A 14,582-nucleotide genomic window follows, 5' to 3' on the forward strand; every position below is an offset into this window, starting at 1 on the left:
CGAGCGGGCGGGTTGGCCCGCTCTTCGTGATCACGATGCAACTAATCATGTCGTTCAACGCGTTTCAAGCACGCCGAACGATCTACAACCGCTGATTTCTTCAAGAGCTCAAGTGGTCGGAATTCAGGCCCGGTCCAGCTTCATGATCGTCTCGCGCAGAAAGCTGTACCCCAGCGCGATACGCGCCGCGAGGTCGCTCGATGCGCCATCGCCGCCATGGCCGCCGGAACCGAATTCGTGGAACAGCGGATGGTGGCCGAGCTCTTCCATGCGCGCGGCGAACCGCCGCGCATGCGAGGGATGAACCCGATCGTCATTGCTGGAGCTTTCGATATAGATCGGCGGATAGGTGACGTCCGAGGCCGGCTTCAGATTGTGGAGCGGCGAGTAGGAGAGCAGGTAGTCCCGATCCGCCTGATCGTCAGGGTTGCCATATTCGTCGATCCAGGCCTGGCCGGCTGGGAAGGTGTGGAAGCGGGTCATGTCCAGCACCGGCACCTGGCACCAGATCGCGCCGAAATCCTGCGGATAGCGCGTCAGCATCGCGCCGGTCAAAAGCCCGCCATTGCTGCCGCCATTGGCGGCGATGCGCGATGGCTTGGTATAGCCGCGCGCGACGAGATCGCGGGCGATGGCGGCAAAGTCGGCAAACGCCCTATGGCGGCCATGGCCCTTGGCGGAGCGATGCCAGTTCGGCCCGAGCTCACCGCCGCCGCGAATATAGGCCTGCACATAGGCGCCACCTTGTTCCAGCCAGCGGCCGATGACGCCGGAATAGCTGGGGCTGAGCGAGACGTCGAAGCCGCCGTAACCATACATCAGCACCGGCAGTTCGCCCTCTGTCCACGTCTTCGGCAAGACCAGCCGATACGGTACCTTCGTGCCGTCCTCCGATATGGCTTCGAGCAGTTCGGAGGTCATGCCGTCGCTGTCGAAATAGGCGGGCGAGCTGGCACCCTGAACGAGTTCAAGCGGCTTCTTGCGGTTGGAAAGTTCCAGGCGATAGCAGGTTGGTGGCTGCAGGAAGCCTTCGCCATAGACGTGCAGCGTGTCGTCGCCGAGATGGAGTTCGGAATAAAGCGGCTGGAGCGCAATCGTCTCGACATCCGCCGGCAGTGGTATCTCCTGGATTTCCGCATCCGGCTTGGTCAGGTCCAGGACGAAAAGACGGGGCTGCAGATTGTCCGAGACGACGAAGGCGCACCATTCGCGCATCAAGAGGAACTGCGACACGGACTGCCGCTCACCGGGCGAAAACAGGATGCGCGATGCCTCGGCGTTGATGTCGCCGGCTTCTCGCGGCAAGGGTTGCAGCGCCAGAGTGCCGGCGGGTATGCGCTCATCGGTCTTGGCGAGCCAGAGGCAGTAGGAATAGTTGAACTGGACGTCGATATCCCTCGGCAGATCGATCCGTCGCAGGGAAAAGTCCGGATCCTTGATGAAGACGCTGCAACTGCCGATCTCGTGGCCGGTGATGAACAGGCGGATCGGCTTGGCAGTCCCCTTCTTCGCGATGCCGGAGAGCACCGGATCGATGACAACGCAGGAGCCGTAAACGTCCGTATCGGCGGTGGCGTAGAGCAGTGGCGCGTTTGCAGGCGCTTGGCCACGCTTCAGGCGACGGCCGACGCGTGGCCAGCCGGAACGCGTTGCGGAGAGACGGTCGATCGAGCCGAAATAGGCGATCTCGTCTTGGCTGAGCCAGGTCGCGTGGCACCGCGCCGGCGGCGTATCGAAGCCGCCTTCGACGATGCTCTTGGCCCCGCAATCGAACTCCAGCAGTCGCCCGAGATCGGAGCCGCCGTCGGAAAGGCAGATCAGCACCCGCGTCGGTTCCCAGGGGCAGGTGATCGCGCCGCGCCAGATCCAGAGCTTGTCCTCCGCCCCGCAGAAGGCATCGAGATCGAAGATCGGCTCCCAGGGAGCGCTCGGCACCGGGTCCAGGTCGGCCGGAAGTCGCCGCCACACGCCAAGGGGATGATCCGCGCTGCGGTGGAAATCGAACAGCCACTTGCCCCGGCGAACCGGCTGGATCAGCCGGTCCTCGCGCTCGATCATAGCCTTGATCGCCGTGCTGTCGGCTTCGAATTCGGGCGTCACGAGAGCCCGTTCCGACTGCGCATTCCTCTCGGCGACGAATTGCAGGGTGAGGGGATCGTCGTCGTGCTCGAGATGGAGATGCATAAGATACCTGATACGCTATTGATGATGTGAATCGCATATAAACAAATCAAAATGCACCCGGAGAAGCAACCGTGCTTCCCCAAGTGCATGTCATCATACAGATTTCCAGTGTCTATCCGCTTCAGCGCACCATTTTGATATCGGCCTGGGCCACCAGATCCGAAGTCGGCTTGGGAGTGGCTTTGTACTTCAGCGTCACGACCTTGTAGCCCTCTTTTTCCATGCGGGTCAGAAGGGCCGGCAGCATGGTGGCGGTGCGCTGGTGGATGTCGTGCATCAGGACGATGCCGCGGCCCCGCTTGCGCAACTCGTTCATGGTGCGCGCAGCAACAGCGGCGGGCGACAGGGTGAAATAGTCCTTGCTGTCGACATCCACATCCATGATCACGAGATCACGCATGGTGACGGCCGTGCGCAGGCGCTTGGAATCGGCAAGGTAGGGGAAGCGGAAGAAGGGCACATCCGTGCCGACGACCTTGGCGACGGCGTTCTTGCCGCGCATGATCTCGGCCATCGCCATGTCGAAGCTCATATTGTCGAGATCCGCATGATGAAACGTGTGGCTGCCAATGGTTTCGCCAGCGGCAACGACTTTAAGTGCCGTCTCCGGATGCGCCTGCGCCATCTCGCCGACCATCATGAACGTCGCCTTGACGCCGAATTTGTCGAGCGTTGCGAGAATGCGCTCCGTCTTGCCGGGGGCCGGGCCGTCGTCGAAGCTGAGGATGACTTCCTTGTCGGCGAGCTTCATGTCGTGCAGCGAGGAAACTTCCAGCGTGCGTCCGGCGAGCGTGTGAGAGCGGCCTTCGTCGCTTGTTTCAGCGTCGGCATTCGCCCATTTGGTCGGCTCCATGTCGACGGGATCGTTGGCCTTCAACGCCTTGCGTTGCGGCTCCTCGGCGGCAAAGCTTGTCTTCAGCGATGCATCGCCCCCCGGCTTCGTGGCACAGCCGGCAAGGGACAGGGACACCGCAAGGCCGGCCAATAGAAGACGGTAGGTCATCGGAAGCGCTCAACATATGTGTTTGAATGTTGGGCGTATTTTCTCCGACTATGGTTAATGATCGGTTAGGATCGGCGCATGACCGCCCAAGGAACTAACCGCTCTAGCCGGCCATCGCGCTTTCATATTCCGAGGAAAGCTCCAGCCATTGCTCCTCGGCGGCGGCGAGCTTCTCCACCGCGTCAGAACGCTGCTTGGCCTTCTCGGTGGCCTTGGCGGGTGCCTTCACGTAAAGGGTAGGATCCGCAAGTTCCACATCAAGCGCCTGAATCAGTTTCTCCAGCTTGCCCGTCAAGGATTCGATTTCGTTGATCTTTTTCCGGAGCGGCGCGAGCGAGGCGCGGCGGTCGGCATTGAGCTTGCGCTGATCCGCCTTGGAGACGGCATCATCGGTGCCATTCACCTTGGCCTTGTCGTCTCTCGCTTTAGGGCTGGCGATGACAAGGCTGCGATACTCCTCAAGGTCGCCGTCGAAGGTGGAAACCGTACCGTCGCGCACCAGCCAAAGCTGATCGACGGTCGCCTCGATCAGATGGCGGTCATGCGAGATCAGGATGACGGCGCCAGAGTATTCATTCAGCGCCTGGATCAGCGCATTGCGGCTGTCGATGTCCAGATGGTTGGTCGGTTCGTCGAGGATCAGCAGGTTCGGCGCGTCGAAGGCGGCAAGGCCCATCAATAGCCGCGCCTTTTCGCCGCCGGACAAATCCTTGACCGGCGTGTCCATCTTCTCGGTCGCAAGCCCCATCTGCGCGACGCGGGCGCGCACCTTCGGCTCCGTCGCATCTGGCATGCGGCGGCGCACATGCTCGACGGCGGTCTGGTTCGGTATGAGGTCGTCGAGCTGATGCTGCGCGAAGAAGCCGATCTTCAGGTTCGGCGCCAGCTTGACGTCGCCGCTATCGGCATCGAGACGGCCGGAGACGAATTTCGCGAAGGTGGATTTGCCGTTGCCGTTCGAGCCGAGCAGCGCGATGCGGTCATCGGCGTCGATACGCAGGTTGAGGCGCTTCAGGATCGGCTTGCCGGGCTCGTAGCCGACAGCGCCGCCGGTGACGGCGATGATCGGCGAGGCCGCCTGCTTTTCCGGCTCGGGAAAGCTGAAGCCCATCACATGATCTTCGATGACAGCGGCGACCGTGCCCATGCGCTCCAGCGCCTTGACGCGCGACTGCGCCTGCCGCGCCTTCGTTGCCTTGGCCTTGAAGCGGTCGATGAAGCTCTGCAGGTGCTTGCGCGCCGCATCGTTCTTCACCTTCGCCTTCGTCTGCAGCTCGTCAGCCTCGGCCTTCTGCCGCTCGAACTGGTCGTAGGAGCCGCGATAGAAGGTGAGCTTCTTCTGGTCGAGATGGACGATGGCGTTGACGGCCGTGTTCAAGAGGTCGCGGTCATGCGAGATGATGATGACTGTGTGCGGGTAGCGGCGGATATAGTCTTCAAGCCAGAGCGTACCTTCGAGGTCGAGATAGTTGGTCGGTTCGTCGAGCAGCAGCAGGTCCGGCTCAGCGAACAGCACGGCGGCGAGCGCAACGCGCATGCGCCAGCCGCCGGAAAAGGAGGAGGCCGGGCGGTGCTGCGCTTCATGGTCGAAGCCGAGGCCCGCCAGGATGCTGGCGGCGCGGGCTTCGGCGGAATGGGCGCCGATATCGGCAAGCCGCGTCTGGATGTCGGCGATGCGGTGCGGATCGGTCGCCGTCTCGGCCTCCGTGAGCAGGGCCGTGCGCTCCTTGTCGGCCTTGAGCACGATCTCGATCAGCGGCTCTTCCGTACCCGGCGCTTCCTGGGCCACCTGGCCGATGCGGGCGTTGCGCGGGATCGCGACCGAACCGCTTTCGGCGGCGAAATCGCCGGTGATCACCCGGAACAGTGTCGATTTGCCGGCGCCGTTCTTGCCGACAAGCCCGGCTTTCGTGCCCGCTGGAAGCGTCACGTTGGCGTGGTCGATGAGGAGGCGGCCGGCAATGCGGGCGGAAAGGTCGGAAATGGAAATCATGGCGCGGTTTTGGCCGAACTCCGCGCCGAAGGCAAGAGCGAGTAAGCCGTTAGGCGTGGGTGTCGCGTACTTGCACCGGCAGGTTGGCGCAGTCTCGCAGCCGTTCGGTCAGCTCGGTTTCGTAAAGCAGCAGATTGCTGAGCGAGGCGTTAAGACAGTCCATGGCGTCGGCGGCCTGCGGCGCCGCGTCGACCTCGCGAGTGAAACGTTGTTTTTTCATCAACCCTTCGGCCAGTTGATTGGCCACGTCGCGCAGCATCTCGGCGGCATCGCTCTCGGATTTCCGGGCGACAAGGCCGCAATGGCTGACGAGGTGATGTTTCAAGCCGATATCGTCGAGCCTGGTTTGCGAAGGGGTAGGGCCGAGTGCCGCAATCTCGCTGGCGATCCCGCGATCATGGCCATAGAGCGCCTCATGGAAGAGCTGGTAGTTGCGCGGCAGGCTCTTGACCTTCAGCTTGGCCATGTGGCGGCCGATCGTCTCAAGCTCGGTCTCCGCCTCGCCATTGTCGTTGCCGATGGAATACGCCGAAACACCTGCCTTGGAACTCTTCATGCTCACTCTCTGACTGTCACACGGCTGATATATCTCTCCAACTTGCAGGCACGCAGGTTAATGCGACATGAACGAAATGTCTTATCGATATGATCTTGCAGCAATATCGGTCGGAAGAACAACGCATGACTGCAATCGTGGACGAATGGTTCGCCTTTGACTTTACATCCAGCGTCGTCCTTCCTCGCGCAGGAAATGCATCAGGTCGAGCCACAGCGAGGGCTTTCCCATGGCTGTCAGCGTCATGTGGCATTGGCCACGATGGTGAGTTTGGTGGTTGAATAAATGTGCCACAGCAGGCCCCAGTGGATGTGTAATGGCACCCGGTATGGAGATTGGCGAGTAGGTGATCTCTGCGGCAAGTGCGTCATCGTCGAGTGTCTCGACCCACTCGATGATCCGGCGATCCTCGGCCTCGCGGGCGGCACGCAGTTCAACGAGATCATCATGCAGGATGACGTTCAGGCTTGCTGCGGCCTCGCCGGTGCCGGTGAAACGGCGCATCCATATCTGGTCGGCTACAAGCAGATGGTTAAGCGTGCCGCACAATGAGCCGAAGAAGGCACCACGGTTTTCGTGAAATTCCACATCGCTGACATGGGCAACGGCATCGTAAAGCAGGGTATTGGCCCAGCGGTTGTAGTGGGCGAGCATCTCGAAATGTCTAGGCATGCTGGTTCCTCTCAAAGAGCTTCGCGGCAAGCCTAGAATAGAATTGAGCAAATGGGACTGATGACATCAATGAAATTTGCTGATGGGATTGCGGCTTCTCCGTCAACCTGCATCCGAATCGGCCTTCTGGACTGTGACAGCCGCGTGAAATTGGCGCATGCCCCTTGTTTTCAGGCTGTGGGGCGGGTAAAGACCGCCCACTTTTCTCTGACTACAAGGAATTGACCCATGGCGATTGAACGCACTTTTTCGATGATCAAGCCGGACGCAACCAAGCGTAACCTGACCGGCGCCATCACCAAGATTTTTGAAGACAATGGCCTGCGCGTCATCGCTTCCAAGCGCGTCTGGATGAGCACGCGCGAAGCCGAAGGCTTCTACGCTGTTCACAAGGAACGTCCTTTCTTCGGCGAACTCGTTGAAGGCATGACCTCCGGCCCGACCATCGTTCAGGTCCTGGAAGGCGAAGGCGCCATCCTGAAGAACCGCGAAATCATGGGCGCAACCAACCCGGCCAACGCTGCTGAAGGCACGATCCGCAAGATCCACGCCCTGTCGATCGGCGAAAATTCTGTTCACGGCTCCGACGCTCCGGAAACCGCTGCCGCCGAGATCGCCTACTGGTTCGCCGAAACCGAAATCGTTGGCTGAATCAGTCTTTCAGCCTGCGGGCTGAAGAGATTGAATTGATTGAGAAAAAGCCGGGGCCTTTTGCGCCCCGGCTTTTTTCATGCCGGGCAGGCGCTATCGTGGCCATAGCCGACGCTACCATCGGCTTTGAAGACATCCGGATTTTCCGTATAGACCGGGCCGACCACCAGCGGTTTCGTCGGCAGCACGGTCTGGTCGAGATCGGATTTCACCTCGGTCTTGATGGTCTGGATCGTCTTGTCGCTGGCATCGACCAGTCTGATCGAGACGGAATAGGGGCGGTCCTTGCGCACGCAGCGCAGATCAGGGCTTTCGAGCGTGATCTTGTCCCAGAACGTAAAGATCTTCTGCCGCACCACCAAGGGATCCCCGCCCGCCGGATTTTCGAACTCCGCAACCGCCGTCGTCCCCTCCGGGATCGGCGCGATCTTCTTCAAGGTGATCATGTAGCTCGCAGTTGCGACGCGGTAATTGAAGATGAAGAGCCGGCCGCTAAGCTCGGTCGGACCGTCTTCCGCCTGCCGCTGGCAGCCGGCAAGCGCCAATCCCGCAATGGTGGCCACCAGAACGATCGCTTGGACTCTCATGGCGCATTCTCCTCCTTTTTGCGGCGATAATGCCGGTTCGCCTTGGCGCGATTGCCGCAGACCGCCATGTCGCACCAGGCTCGGCTCCTGTTCTTGCTCCGATCGATGAACAGCCAGCCGCAGTTACCGCAGATCTTCATGCGCTCGGGGTCCGGCATCGCGATCAGCCGCAGGGTGGAATGCACCGTCGCGGCGTCGAGCCCATCGGAAGAGGCGGCCTGTCGCAGCACTTTCGACAGCACTTCCAGCAAATCGGCCAATAGGGCATCGCCGCTGCGATCAAGGACGCGGGCGCGAAAATAGCGGTCGATCGCCTCGCGGAGTGCGATGAAGCCAGGTCTGTTCTCCGGCCGTACCGGCAGGATGTCGCCGAACAGCGCCCGCTCGGCACAGAAATTAGCGGCCGCCTTCGGAAAACTCTCCATCTGCCCCGACGCCTCGAAGCGGTCGGTGCGCCGCTCGTCGTCATGGCGCAGAATGACGCTGTTGGCGACATCCAGCGCCAGCGCGCCACCGGAAAAACGATGTGGGGTCCAGGAAAAACTCATGCTGAAATTATAACTGGTAAAATAGCTTTTACCAGTTACTATTTGCCGATCGTCGGAGGATGAATGGCCTATCTCTTGCAACAGTTGGCAAATGCCGTTCCGCTCGCCGCGCTCTATGCCGCGCTGGCCTTCGGCTATGCCATTGCCTTTGGTGTGATGAAGCGGGCTGATATCACATATGGCGCGCTGTTTGCCTTTGCCGGCCAGATGTTGGTCCTGTTCACCGACGTCGGCTATACCAGGCTCATCCTGATCCTGCCGGTGGCTCTTCTTTTCGGCACCGCCATCGCTGCCGCCTATACGTTGGGAGCAAGCCTTCTCGTCGGTCGGGTGATCATGTTGCCGCTATCGCGCAAGTCGCCGAACATGGTGATCGTCGCGGCTCTCGGCATGATGATCATCCTGATGGAGACGGCGCGGCTCGCTTCCAATACGCGGGGCATCTGGTTGCCGCCCTTTCTGAACGAGATGATCGTCTTTTGGGACAGTGGTGATTTTCGCGTCACGCTGACCAAGATCCAGCTCATCAATTCGGCGCTGATGGTCCTGATGATCTTAGGCGGAGCCTATGTGCTAAGATATACCGGATGGGGCCGCATCTGGCGGGCGGTGACGGATGATGCGCTGGCGGCCGAGCTTTGCGGCACAAGCGCTGACCGGGTCTTTCTTTTGGCCTATGTCGCTTCTGCCCTGGTCGCAACGGTCTGCGGCGTGCTGGCGACCTCCTATTACGGCACGATGGATTTCGGTGCAGGGCTGATGTTCGGGTTGAAGGTGCTATTGATCGCCGCCGTCGGCGGCTATTCCGATCCGCTGAAATCGGCAGGCGGTGCCGCACTGCTCGGATTGTTCGAGGCCATGTGGGGTGCTTACGGCCCGTTCCTGTGGCGTGATTTCGTGATCTTCTCGCTGCTTGTCCTGTTGCTGGTGCTGAGCCGGCGCGAGCGCGTGGTTCCCTGAGAGCCTATTTGTTGTCGACGGTCCATTTGTCCCGCGCGGCATCGTCGGCGTCCCTGGCCGAAATCCAGTCGCCTTCCTTGCCGTCTTTCGCATGTTCCTTCTTCCAGAAGGGTGCGGACGTTTTCAGGAAGTCCATGACAAGATTGGCGCCGTCGAAGGCTGCCTGCCGGTGCGAGGCGGCGGCGATGACGAGGACGATGTTTTCACCGGGCGAAATCTTGCCGTAGCGATGAATGGCGGTCAGGCACCGCAGGTCGAAGCGCTCGATGGCGAGCGTCGCGATGCGGGTGATTTCCGCTTCCGCCATGCCGGGATAGTGCTCGAGTTCCAGTGCGCCGAGCATACCACCTTCGTCGCGGCAGAGGCCGGAAAAGGTGACGACTGCGCCGATATCAAGCCGTCCGTTCGTCAGGCGATCGATCTCGGTCTGGAGATCGAAATCCTCGCGCTGGACTTTGACGAGCGGCTCGGCCGTCATAATATTCACCCACCCGTCATCGGCGGGAATATGCCGATTTCGCGGGCGCCGGCGATCGGCTCGTCATGATCGGCATGTTCCATATTGATGGCAACGCGGATCGCATCGGGAAACTGAAGCGCCGTCTCGTATTCCTCGCCCAAGGTCTTCAAATGATTCAGGAGATCGCCGACAGTGACCACATCGGCGGGAAGCGAAATCTCTTCCTCTCCCTTGCCGATCCTCTCCCGCACCCAGGCGAAATAGACGAGCTTCGTCATCACTCTTCGTCCACGATATGCTTCACGCCGGCACGGAAATAATCGTAGCCAGTGTAGATGGTCAGCAGCGCTGCGATCCAGAGCAGGATGATGCCGAGTTCCGTCGTATAGGGTAGTACCTTGTCGCCCGCCGGTCCGGCCAGTAGGAAGGCGATGGCGACGAGCTGCGCGGTCGTCTTCCATTTGGCGATGCGCGTCACCGGCACGCTGACCTTCAGCGCCGCCAGATATTCGCGCAGGCCCGAGACCAGGATCTCGCGGCAAAGAATGATGATCGCCGCCCAAAGCGACCAACCGGCGATCGTGCCGTCGGCAGCGACCAGGAGAAGGATCGACGCGACCAGCAGCTTGTCCGCGATCGGGTCGAGCATGCGGCCGATATTCGACGTCTGATTCCAGATGCGCGCCAGATAGCCGTCGAGGAAATCGGTGAGCGAGGCGATGACGAAGATCCAGAGCGCCACCCATCGTGCAAAATCGGATCCCTCCAATTTGCCTTCGACGAAGAAGCAAAGGACGATCAACGGTACGCAAAGGATGCGGCCATAGGTGAGCAGATTGGGAATGCTATATGCGCGCGAAGCCATGGGGTTCGTTTCGTTTCGGTTGTTTCATCGGAGCAAAGTGGACTTGTCCTTACGACGCCATCTTACTCCAGCCATTTGATTTAACATGATCTTGTCCAAAAACCGCTCCGCACTTTTTGAGATCATGTCCTAGATGATGGTTTGAGGACCTTACCGTCAACATTGTTTCTGTTTTTTCGTCGTTATTGCGTGGAATTTGCGACGAGCTGTACTTATTTCGCGGCGTCCTCGTGAAAATGGTTGTAGACCTGCGTCGCCACGGCTTCAGATATGCCTTCAACCGCCATCAGGTCGGAGAGTGCGGCGCGCGACACGGCCTTGGCGGTGCCGAAGTGCTGCAGCAGCGCCCGCTTGCGCGAAGGGCCGATGCCGCCGATTTCGTCCAGCGGGTTCTTGATCATCTCCTTCTTGCGTCGCGCCCGGTGCGAGCCGATGGCGAAACGATGCGCTTCATCGCGCATGCGCTGGATGAAGTAGAGCACGGGATCGCGTGGCGGCAGCGTGAAGCTCTCGCGGGAGGCGGCGAAGAAACGCTCGCGGCCGGCATCGCGGTCGACACCCTTGGCAACGCCGATGGCGATGACGCTGTCGGTGATTCTCAGTTCCTCGAGAATGGTGCGCACCGCCGTCATCTGTCCCTGACCACCGTCGATGAGGATGATATCCGGCCAGGCGGGGAAGGGCTGATCCGCAGCATCGGCGGCCGGGGTTTCCGCGTTGAGGCTGCGATCCGGCTTGCCCTCTTCCTTCAGCAGGCGGGAGAAGCGCCTTGTCATGACTTCACGCATCATGCCGAAGTCGTCGCCGGGGGTGATGTCGGTGGATTTGATGTTGAACTTGCGATACTGGCCTTTGACGAAGCCTTCCGGTCCGGCCACGACCATGCCGCCGACCGCGTTCGTGCCCATGATGTGCGAGTTGTCGTAGATCTCGATGCGCTGCGGCACATAAGGAAGCTGGAAGGTCTCCTTGAAACCCGCGAGCAGCCGCGATTGCGAGGCTGTCTCGGCAAGCTTACGGCCATGCGCCTCGCGCGCATTGGCAACGACGTGGTCGACCAGATCGCGTTTCTCACCGCGCTGCGGCACCAGGATAGAGACCTTGTGGCCCGTCTTTTCGCCGAGTGCGGCGGCCAACAGCTCGATCTCTTCCACCGTCTCCGACAACAGGATCTGCTTCGGCACCGGCTTATCGTCGTAGAACTGCGCCAGGAAGGAGTTCAGCACCTCGGCGCCTGAAAGCGATGGGTCGGCTTTCGGGAAATAGGCGCGGTTGCCCCAGTTCTGGCCGGTGCGGAAGAAGAACACCTGGATACAGGAGATGCCACCCTCGTGATGGATCGCGAAGACATCAGCCTCTTCAACGCCTGTGGGGTTGATGCCCTGATGGCTCTGCACATGCGACAGCGCCGCTAGCCGGTCGCGAAAGACGGCGGCGCGCTCGAAATCAAGATTTTCGGCGGCGGCGTTCATCGCCTCGGCCATATGCGCCTTGACGTTCTGGCTCTTGCCGGAAAGGAAGTCCTTCGCCTCCTGCACCAGCTCGGCATAGCCCTCGTCGCTGATCTCATGGGTGCAGGGGCCGGAACAGCGCTTGATCTGGTGGAGAAGACAGGGCCGGGTGCGGGTTTCGAAGACGCTGTCGGCGCAGGTGCGGATCAGGAAGGCGCGTTGCAGCGAATTGATGGTGCGTCCGACTGCGCCGGCCGAGGCGAAGGGCCCGAAATATTCGCCCTTGCGAGCCCGCGCACCGCGATGCTTGAAGATGGCGGGCGCCCGATGATTGCCGGTGATGAGAATATAGGGGAAGGACTTGTCGTCCCGCAGCAACACATTGAAGCGCGGCCGCAAGCGCTTGATCAGATTCGCTTCCAGCAGCAGCGCTTCCGTCTCGGTGCGGGTGGTAACGAACTCCATATTCGCGGTTTCGCGTACCATGCGGGCGATGCGGTTGGAATGTCCGCGACCGACCGCATAATTGGCGACACGCTTCTTAAGGCTGCGCGCCTTGCCGACGTAGAGCACGTCGCCGTCTTCGTTGAACATGCGGTAGACACCGGGATTGTTCGGCAACCGCTTGACGAATTCGGCAATCAATTCCGCGCCGCTCAGGCCGGTTTCGTTCTTGCCGCCCTCGTTCCAGTCGACGGGCGCCGCAAGCGGAGCGCCGGCATCGCCTTCAACCTCGATGTCGTCTTCAATATCTTCTGATTCGTCGTAGAGAACGCCGCCGTCAGGCAGCTTTCGTCCGTTCATTCCATGCTCTCCGCCACATCAGGCGTTTCCCAGGCAAGATGCTGGCCGCCGTCGAGCGCTATCATTTGGCCTGTGATCGAAGGCGTGTCAAAAAGAAAGCGGACGGTACGGCCGAATTCCCCAAGCTCGGGCGCGGCCTTCAATATAAGCCCGTCGATCTGCGCCTGAAAGTCCTCTTCCGTCTGCCGCACGCTGCGCACAGTCGGGCCCGGGCCGATGGCGTTGACACGGATGCGCGGCGCGAAGCTCTGCGCCATCGTCTGGGTCGCCGTCCAAAGCGCCGCCTTCGACAATGTATAAGAGTAGAAGCGCGGGTTCAGCGCCCAGACGCGCTGGTCGACGATGTTGACGATCAGCCCGGGAACGTCGTCCGGAAGCTGCCGCGCGAAATCGGCAGCGAGAATTGAGGGCGCGCGGACATGCACAGCGAAATGCGCGTCGAAAGCTTCGGCGTCGAATCGGTCGGCAGAATCACCCTGGAAAACCGAGGCATTATTGACCAGCAGATCCAGCGGTCCGAGCTCAGAAACGACCCTTTCGATCAGTGTCGATGTCTCTGCCGAATTTTGTAGGTCGGCCTTGATCGCAATCGCCTTTTTGCCCTTCTGCCGCAATGTTGCCACGATCTCGGCCGCCTCGGCAATCGATTGGTTGGCGTGCAGCGCCACCGCAAAGCCGTTCGCCGACAAATCCTCGGCCATTGCTCGGCCTATTCTTTTTGATGCACCCGTTATCAGCGCGGTGCGTAGTTTTTCCTGGCTCAAGATGCTGCCTTTTCCTCGCCGTTACCCAACAGAAGCTCATATAGGGCGTCGATACACCATATGAAATGGTGCTTTTGCAACACAAGCGGCGACGATGACCAGTGTAAAGCTTTAGATATATTTGAAGTAAAATAAGTATACGCGCTTTAATCATTCGTTATGGTTAACAATTCGTCTGTTGCGTTGAAGCAACATCGAAATTCAGCCACGCCTGTGCCACAATGATATCATAATTTAGCTCTTCGATTTCCTCATTTGCATTCCAATTTCAGTGTCGATCCGGGAGGGACATTTTGTAATTGCTCGTGGTGCTCCGAAGTCGACAAAAGTAGACCAGGAACACGAGCCTGAAAGGAGAAAAGTATGCGTACTCTTATTAAGACCCTCATGGTCTCCGCTTTCGCTCTCGGCGGTATCAATGCAGCTTATGCAGCTGATGCCGTAGAGCAGATTCCGCAGCCGCCTGTTGCACAGGACGCGGCGCCGGCTATCAACAACTGGTCAGGTTTCTACATCGGTGGTGCAGGCGACTGGCAGAAGGGTGAATTCCACAAGCGCACTGGCAACGCCTATGGTTTCGGCGGCCAGGCCTTCACCGGTTACAACTGGCAGCAGGGCCAGATCGTATACGGCGTTGAAGCTGACCTCGGCTACTCCGGTTTGGACGCGAGCCGCAACGGCCTGACTGCCAAGAACGGCGTCAATGGCTCGGTTCGCGGCCGTCTCGGCTACGACTTCAACCCATTCATGCTGTACGGCACGGCCGGTCTGGCTGTCGGCCAGAACAAGCTTTCCGACGACACCTCGTCTGACAGCAAGACTGCTGTTGGCTACACGGTTGGTGCCGGTGCTGAAACCTTCATCACCAGCAACGTAACGGCTCGTATCGAATATCGTTACACCGACTACGGCAAGGAAAAGTTCGGTCTCGACTCTGGCAACTTTTCGCGCGGCTACGACGAGCAGAGCGTCAAGGTCGGTGTTGGCGTAAAGTTCTAATCTGACAGAATTGTCTGACGAAGAAGCCGGGGTTTTGCCCCGGCTTTTTTTGTTTTTGAATAATTCCCACACGTTCGTTGTTCTG

The 14,582-nt window shown here is 60.0% G+C and carries 15 protein-coding genes; 3 read left to right on the forward strand and 12 right to left on the reverse strand.

Annotated elements, in window-relative coordinates; translation table 11 throughout:
- Positions 1-123 precede the first annotated feature (123 nt).
- The 5 genes from HB780_RS31875 to HB780_RS31895 form a co-directional block, all read right to left on the reverse strand.
- Positions 124-2,184: a prolyl oligopeptidase family serine peptidase gene (locus HB780_RS31875; RefSeq protein WP_183692384.1), complete on the reverse strand. Its 2,061-nt coding sequence runs from the start codon at positions 2,182-2,184 to the stop codon at positions 124-126.
- Positions 2,185-2,305: 121 nt separating this feature from the next.
- Positions 2,306-3,187 carry a polysaccharide deacetylase family protein gene (locus tag HB780_RS31880; RefSeq protein ID WP_183692386.1) on the reverse strand — a complete coding sequence of 294 codons (882 nt, stop codon included), beginning with the start codon at positions 3,185-3,187 and terminating at the stop codon, positions 2,306-2,308.
- 103 nt (positions 3,188-3,290) lie between these two features.
- Positions 3,291-5,180 carry an ABC-F family ATP-binding cassette domain-containing protein gene (locus HB780_RS31885; RefSeq protein WP_183692388.1) on the reverse strand — a complete coding sequence of 630 codons (1,890 nt, stop codon included), beginning with the start codon at positions 5,178-5,180 and terminating at the stop codon, positions 3,291-3,293.
- A gap of 49 nt (positions 5,181-5,229) precedes the next feature.
- Positions 5,230-5,736 (reverse strand): hypothetical protein, encoded by a 507-nt coding sequence (locus HB780_RS31890; RefSeq protein ID WP_183692390.1) that lies wholly within the window; start codon positions 5,734-5,736, stop codon positions 5,230-5,232.
- Positions 5,737-5,898: 162 nt separating this feature from the next.
- The gene (locus HB780_RS31895) at positions 5,899-6,408 is read right to left on the reverse strand and encodes a DinB family protein (protein ID WP_183692391.1); all 510 of its coding nucleotides are present in this window, start codon (positions 6,406-6,408) and stop codon (positions 5,899-5,901) included.
- Between the two features lie 228 nt (positions 6,409-6,636).
- Here HB780_RS31895 and ndk point away from each other — a divergent pair, with 228 nt between their 5' ends.
- Entirely contained in the window at positions 6,637-7,059 is a 423-nt protein-coding gene (ndk, locus tag HB780_RS31900; protein WP_183692393.1) for a nucleoside-diphosphate kinase, read from the forward strand.
- 77 nt (positions 7,060-7,136) lie between these two features.
- On the opposite strand, the gene HB780_RS31905 is transcribed toward ndk, so the two are convergent.
- Both HB780_RS31905 and HB780_RS31910 read right to left on the reverse strand, forming a co-directional pair.
- On the reverse strand, positions 7,137-7,646 hold the full coding sequence (locus tag HB780_RS31905; protein ID WP_183692395.1) for a hypothetical protein: 510 nt from the start codon (positions 7,644-7,646) through the stop codon (positions 7,137-7,139).
- Complete coding sequence (locus HB780_RS31910) at positions 7,643-8,194, reverse strand: CGNR zinc finger domain-containing protein (RefSeq protein WP_183692397.1); 552 nt, start codon at positions 8,192-8,194, stop codon at positions 7,643-7,645. The genes HB780_RS31905 and HB780_RS31910 overlap by 4 nt, the downstream gene beginning before the upstream one ends.
- Before the next feature lie 63 nt (positions 8,195-8,257).
- Here HB780_RS31910 and HB780_RS31915 point away from each other — a divergent pair, with 63 nt between their 5' ends.
- On the forward strand, positions 8,258-9,154 hold the full coding sequence (locus HB780_RS31915) for a branched-chain amino acid ABC transporter permease (protein WP_183692399.1): 897 nt from the start codon (positions 8,258-8,260) through the stop codon (positions 9,152-9,154).
- A gap of 4 nt (positions 9,155-9,158) precedes the next feature.
- On the opposite strand, the gene HB780_RS31920 is transcribed toward HB780_RS31915, so the two are convergent.
- The 5 genes from HB780_RS31920 to HB780_RS31940 all read right to left on the reverse strand — a co-directional run bounded on the left by HB780_RS31920 (position 9,159) and on the right by HB780_RS31940 (position 13,435).
- A complete protein-coding gene (locus HB780_RS31920) occupies positions 9,159-9,632 on the reverse strand; it encodes a molybdenum cofactor biosynthesis protein MoaE (protein WP_183692401.1) in 474 nt (157 codons plus the stop codon).
- Positions 9,633-9,637: 5 nt separating this feature from the next.
- Positions 9,638-9,892 (reverse strand): molybdopterin converting factor subunit 1, encoded by a 255-nt coding sequence (moaD, locus tag HB780_RS31925; protein ID WP_183692403.1) that lies wholly within the window; start codon positions 9,890-9,892, stop codon positions 9,638-9,640.
- Positions 9,892-10,479 (reverse strand): CDP-diacylglycerol--glycerol-3-phosphate 3-phosphatidyltransferase, encoded by a 588-nt coding sequence (gene pgsA / locus HB780_RS31930; protein ID WP_183692405.1) that lies wholly within the window; start codon positions 10,477-10,479, stop codon positions 9,892-9,894. The genes moaD and pgsA overlap by 1 nt, the downstream gene beginning before the upstream one ends.
- 212 nt (positions 10,480-10,691) lie before the next feature.
- On the reverse strand, positions 10,692-12,734 hold the full coding sequence (gene uvrC, locus HB780_RS31935; RefSeq protein WP_183692407.1) for an excinuclease ABC subunit UvrC: 2,043 nt from the start codon (positions 12,732-12,734) through the stop codon (positions 10,692-10,694).
- Positions 12,731-13,435 carry an SDR family oxidoreductase gene (locus HB780_RS31940; RefSeq protein WP_435693903.1) on the reverse strand — a complete coding sequence of 235 codons (705 nt, stop codon included), beginning with the start codon at positions 13,433-13,435 and terminating at the stop codon, positions 12,731-12,733. Before HB780_RS31940 ends, uvrC begins: the two co-directional genes overlap by 4 nt.
- Before the next feature lie 426 nt (positions 13,436-13,861).
- On the opposite strand from HB780_RS31940, the gene HB780_RS31945 reads away from it, so the two are divergent.
- Entirely contained in the window at positions 13,862-14,497 is a 636-nt protein-coding gene (locus tag HB780_RS31945) for an outer membrane protein (protein WP_183692411.1), read from the forward strand.
- Positions 14,498-14,582: the final 85 nt, after the last annotated feature.

The organism is Rhizobium lusitanum (assembly GCF_014189535.1).
Taxonomy (GTDB): domain Bacteria; phylum Pseudomonadota; class Alphaproteobacteria; order Rhizobiales; family Rhizobiaceae; genus Rhizobium; species Rhizobium lusitanum_C.

What these genes read in the sequence shown, in the direction of transcription:
- HB780_RS31895 (WP_183692391.1), bottom strand. Translation starts at nt 6,408, where the DNA reads ATGCCTAGACATTTCGAGATGCTCGCCCACTACAACCGCTGGGCCAAT.
- HB780_RS31905 (WP_183692395.1), bottom strand. Translation starts at nt 7,646, where the DNA reads ATGAGAGTCCAAGCGATCGTTCTGGTGGCCACCATTGCGGGATTGGCG.
- HB780_RS31885 (WP_183692388.1), bottom strand. Translation starts at nt 5,180, where the DNA reads ATGATTTCCATTTCCGACCTTTCCGCCCGCATTGCCGGCCGCCTCCTC.
- HB780_RS31915 (WP_183692399.1), top strand. Translation starts at nt 8,258, where the DNA reads ATGGCCTATCTCTTGCAACAGTTGGCAAATGCCGTTCCGCTCGCCGCG.
- moaD (WP_183692403.1), bottom strand. Translation starts at nt 9,892, where the DNA reads ATGACGAAGCTCGTCTATTTCGCCTGGGTGCGGGAGAGGATCGGCAAG.
- HB780_RS31945 (WP_183692411.1), top strand. Translation starts at nt 13,862, where the DNA reads ATGCGTACTCTTATTAAGACCCTCATGGTCTCCGCTTTCGCTCTCGGC.
- ndk (WP_183692393.1), top strand. Translation starts at nt 6,637, where the DNA reads ATGGCGATTGAACGCACTTTTTCGATGATCAAGCCGGACGCAACCAAG.
- HB780_RS31890 (WP_183692390.1), bottom strand. Translation starts at nt 5,736, where the DNA reads ATGAAGAGTTCCAAGGCAGGTGTTTCGGCGTATTCCATCGGCAACGAC.
- HB780_RS31875 (WP_183692384.1), bottom strand. Translation starts at nt 2,184, where the DNA reads ATGCATCTCCATCTCGAGCACGACGACGATCCCCTCACCCTGCAATTC.
- HB780_RS31880 (WP_183692386.1), bottom strand. Translation starts at nt 3,187, where the DNA reads ATGACCTACCGTCTTCTATTGGCCGGCCTTGCGGTGTCCCTGTCCCTT.
- pgsA (WP_183692405.1), bottom strand. Translation starts at nt 10,479, where the DNA reads ATGGCTTCGCGCGCATATAGCATTCCCAATCTGCTCACCTATGGCCGC.
- uvrC (WP_183692407.1), bottom strand. Translation starts at nt 12,734, where the DNA reads ATGAACGGACGAAAGCTGCCTGACGGCGGCGTTCTCTACGACGAATCA.
- HB780_RS31910 (WP_183692397.1), bottom strand. Translation starts at nt 8,194, where the DNA reads ATGAGTTTTTCCTGGACCCCACATCGTTTTTCCGGTGGCGCGCTGGCG.
- HB780_RS31940 (WP_435693903.1), bottom strand. Translation starts at nt 13,435, where the DNA reads ATGGCCGAGGATTTGTCGGCGAACGGCTTTGCGGTGGCGCTGCACGCC.
- HB780_RS31920 (WP_183692401.1), bottom strand. Translation starts at nt 9,632, where the DNA reads ATGACGGCCGAGCCGCTCGTCAAAGTCCAGCGCGAGGATTTCGATCTC.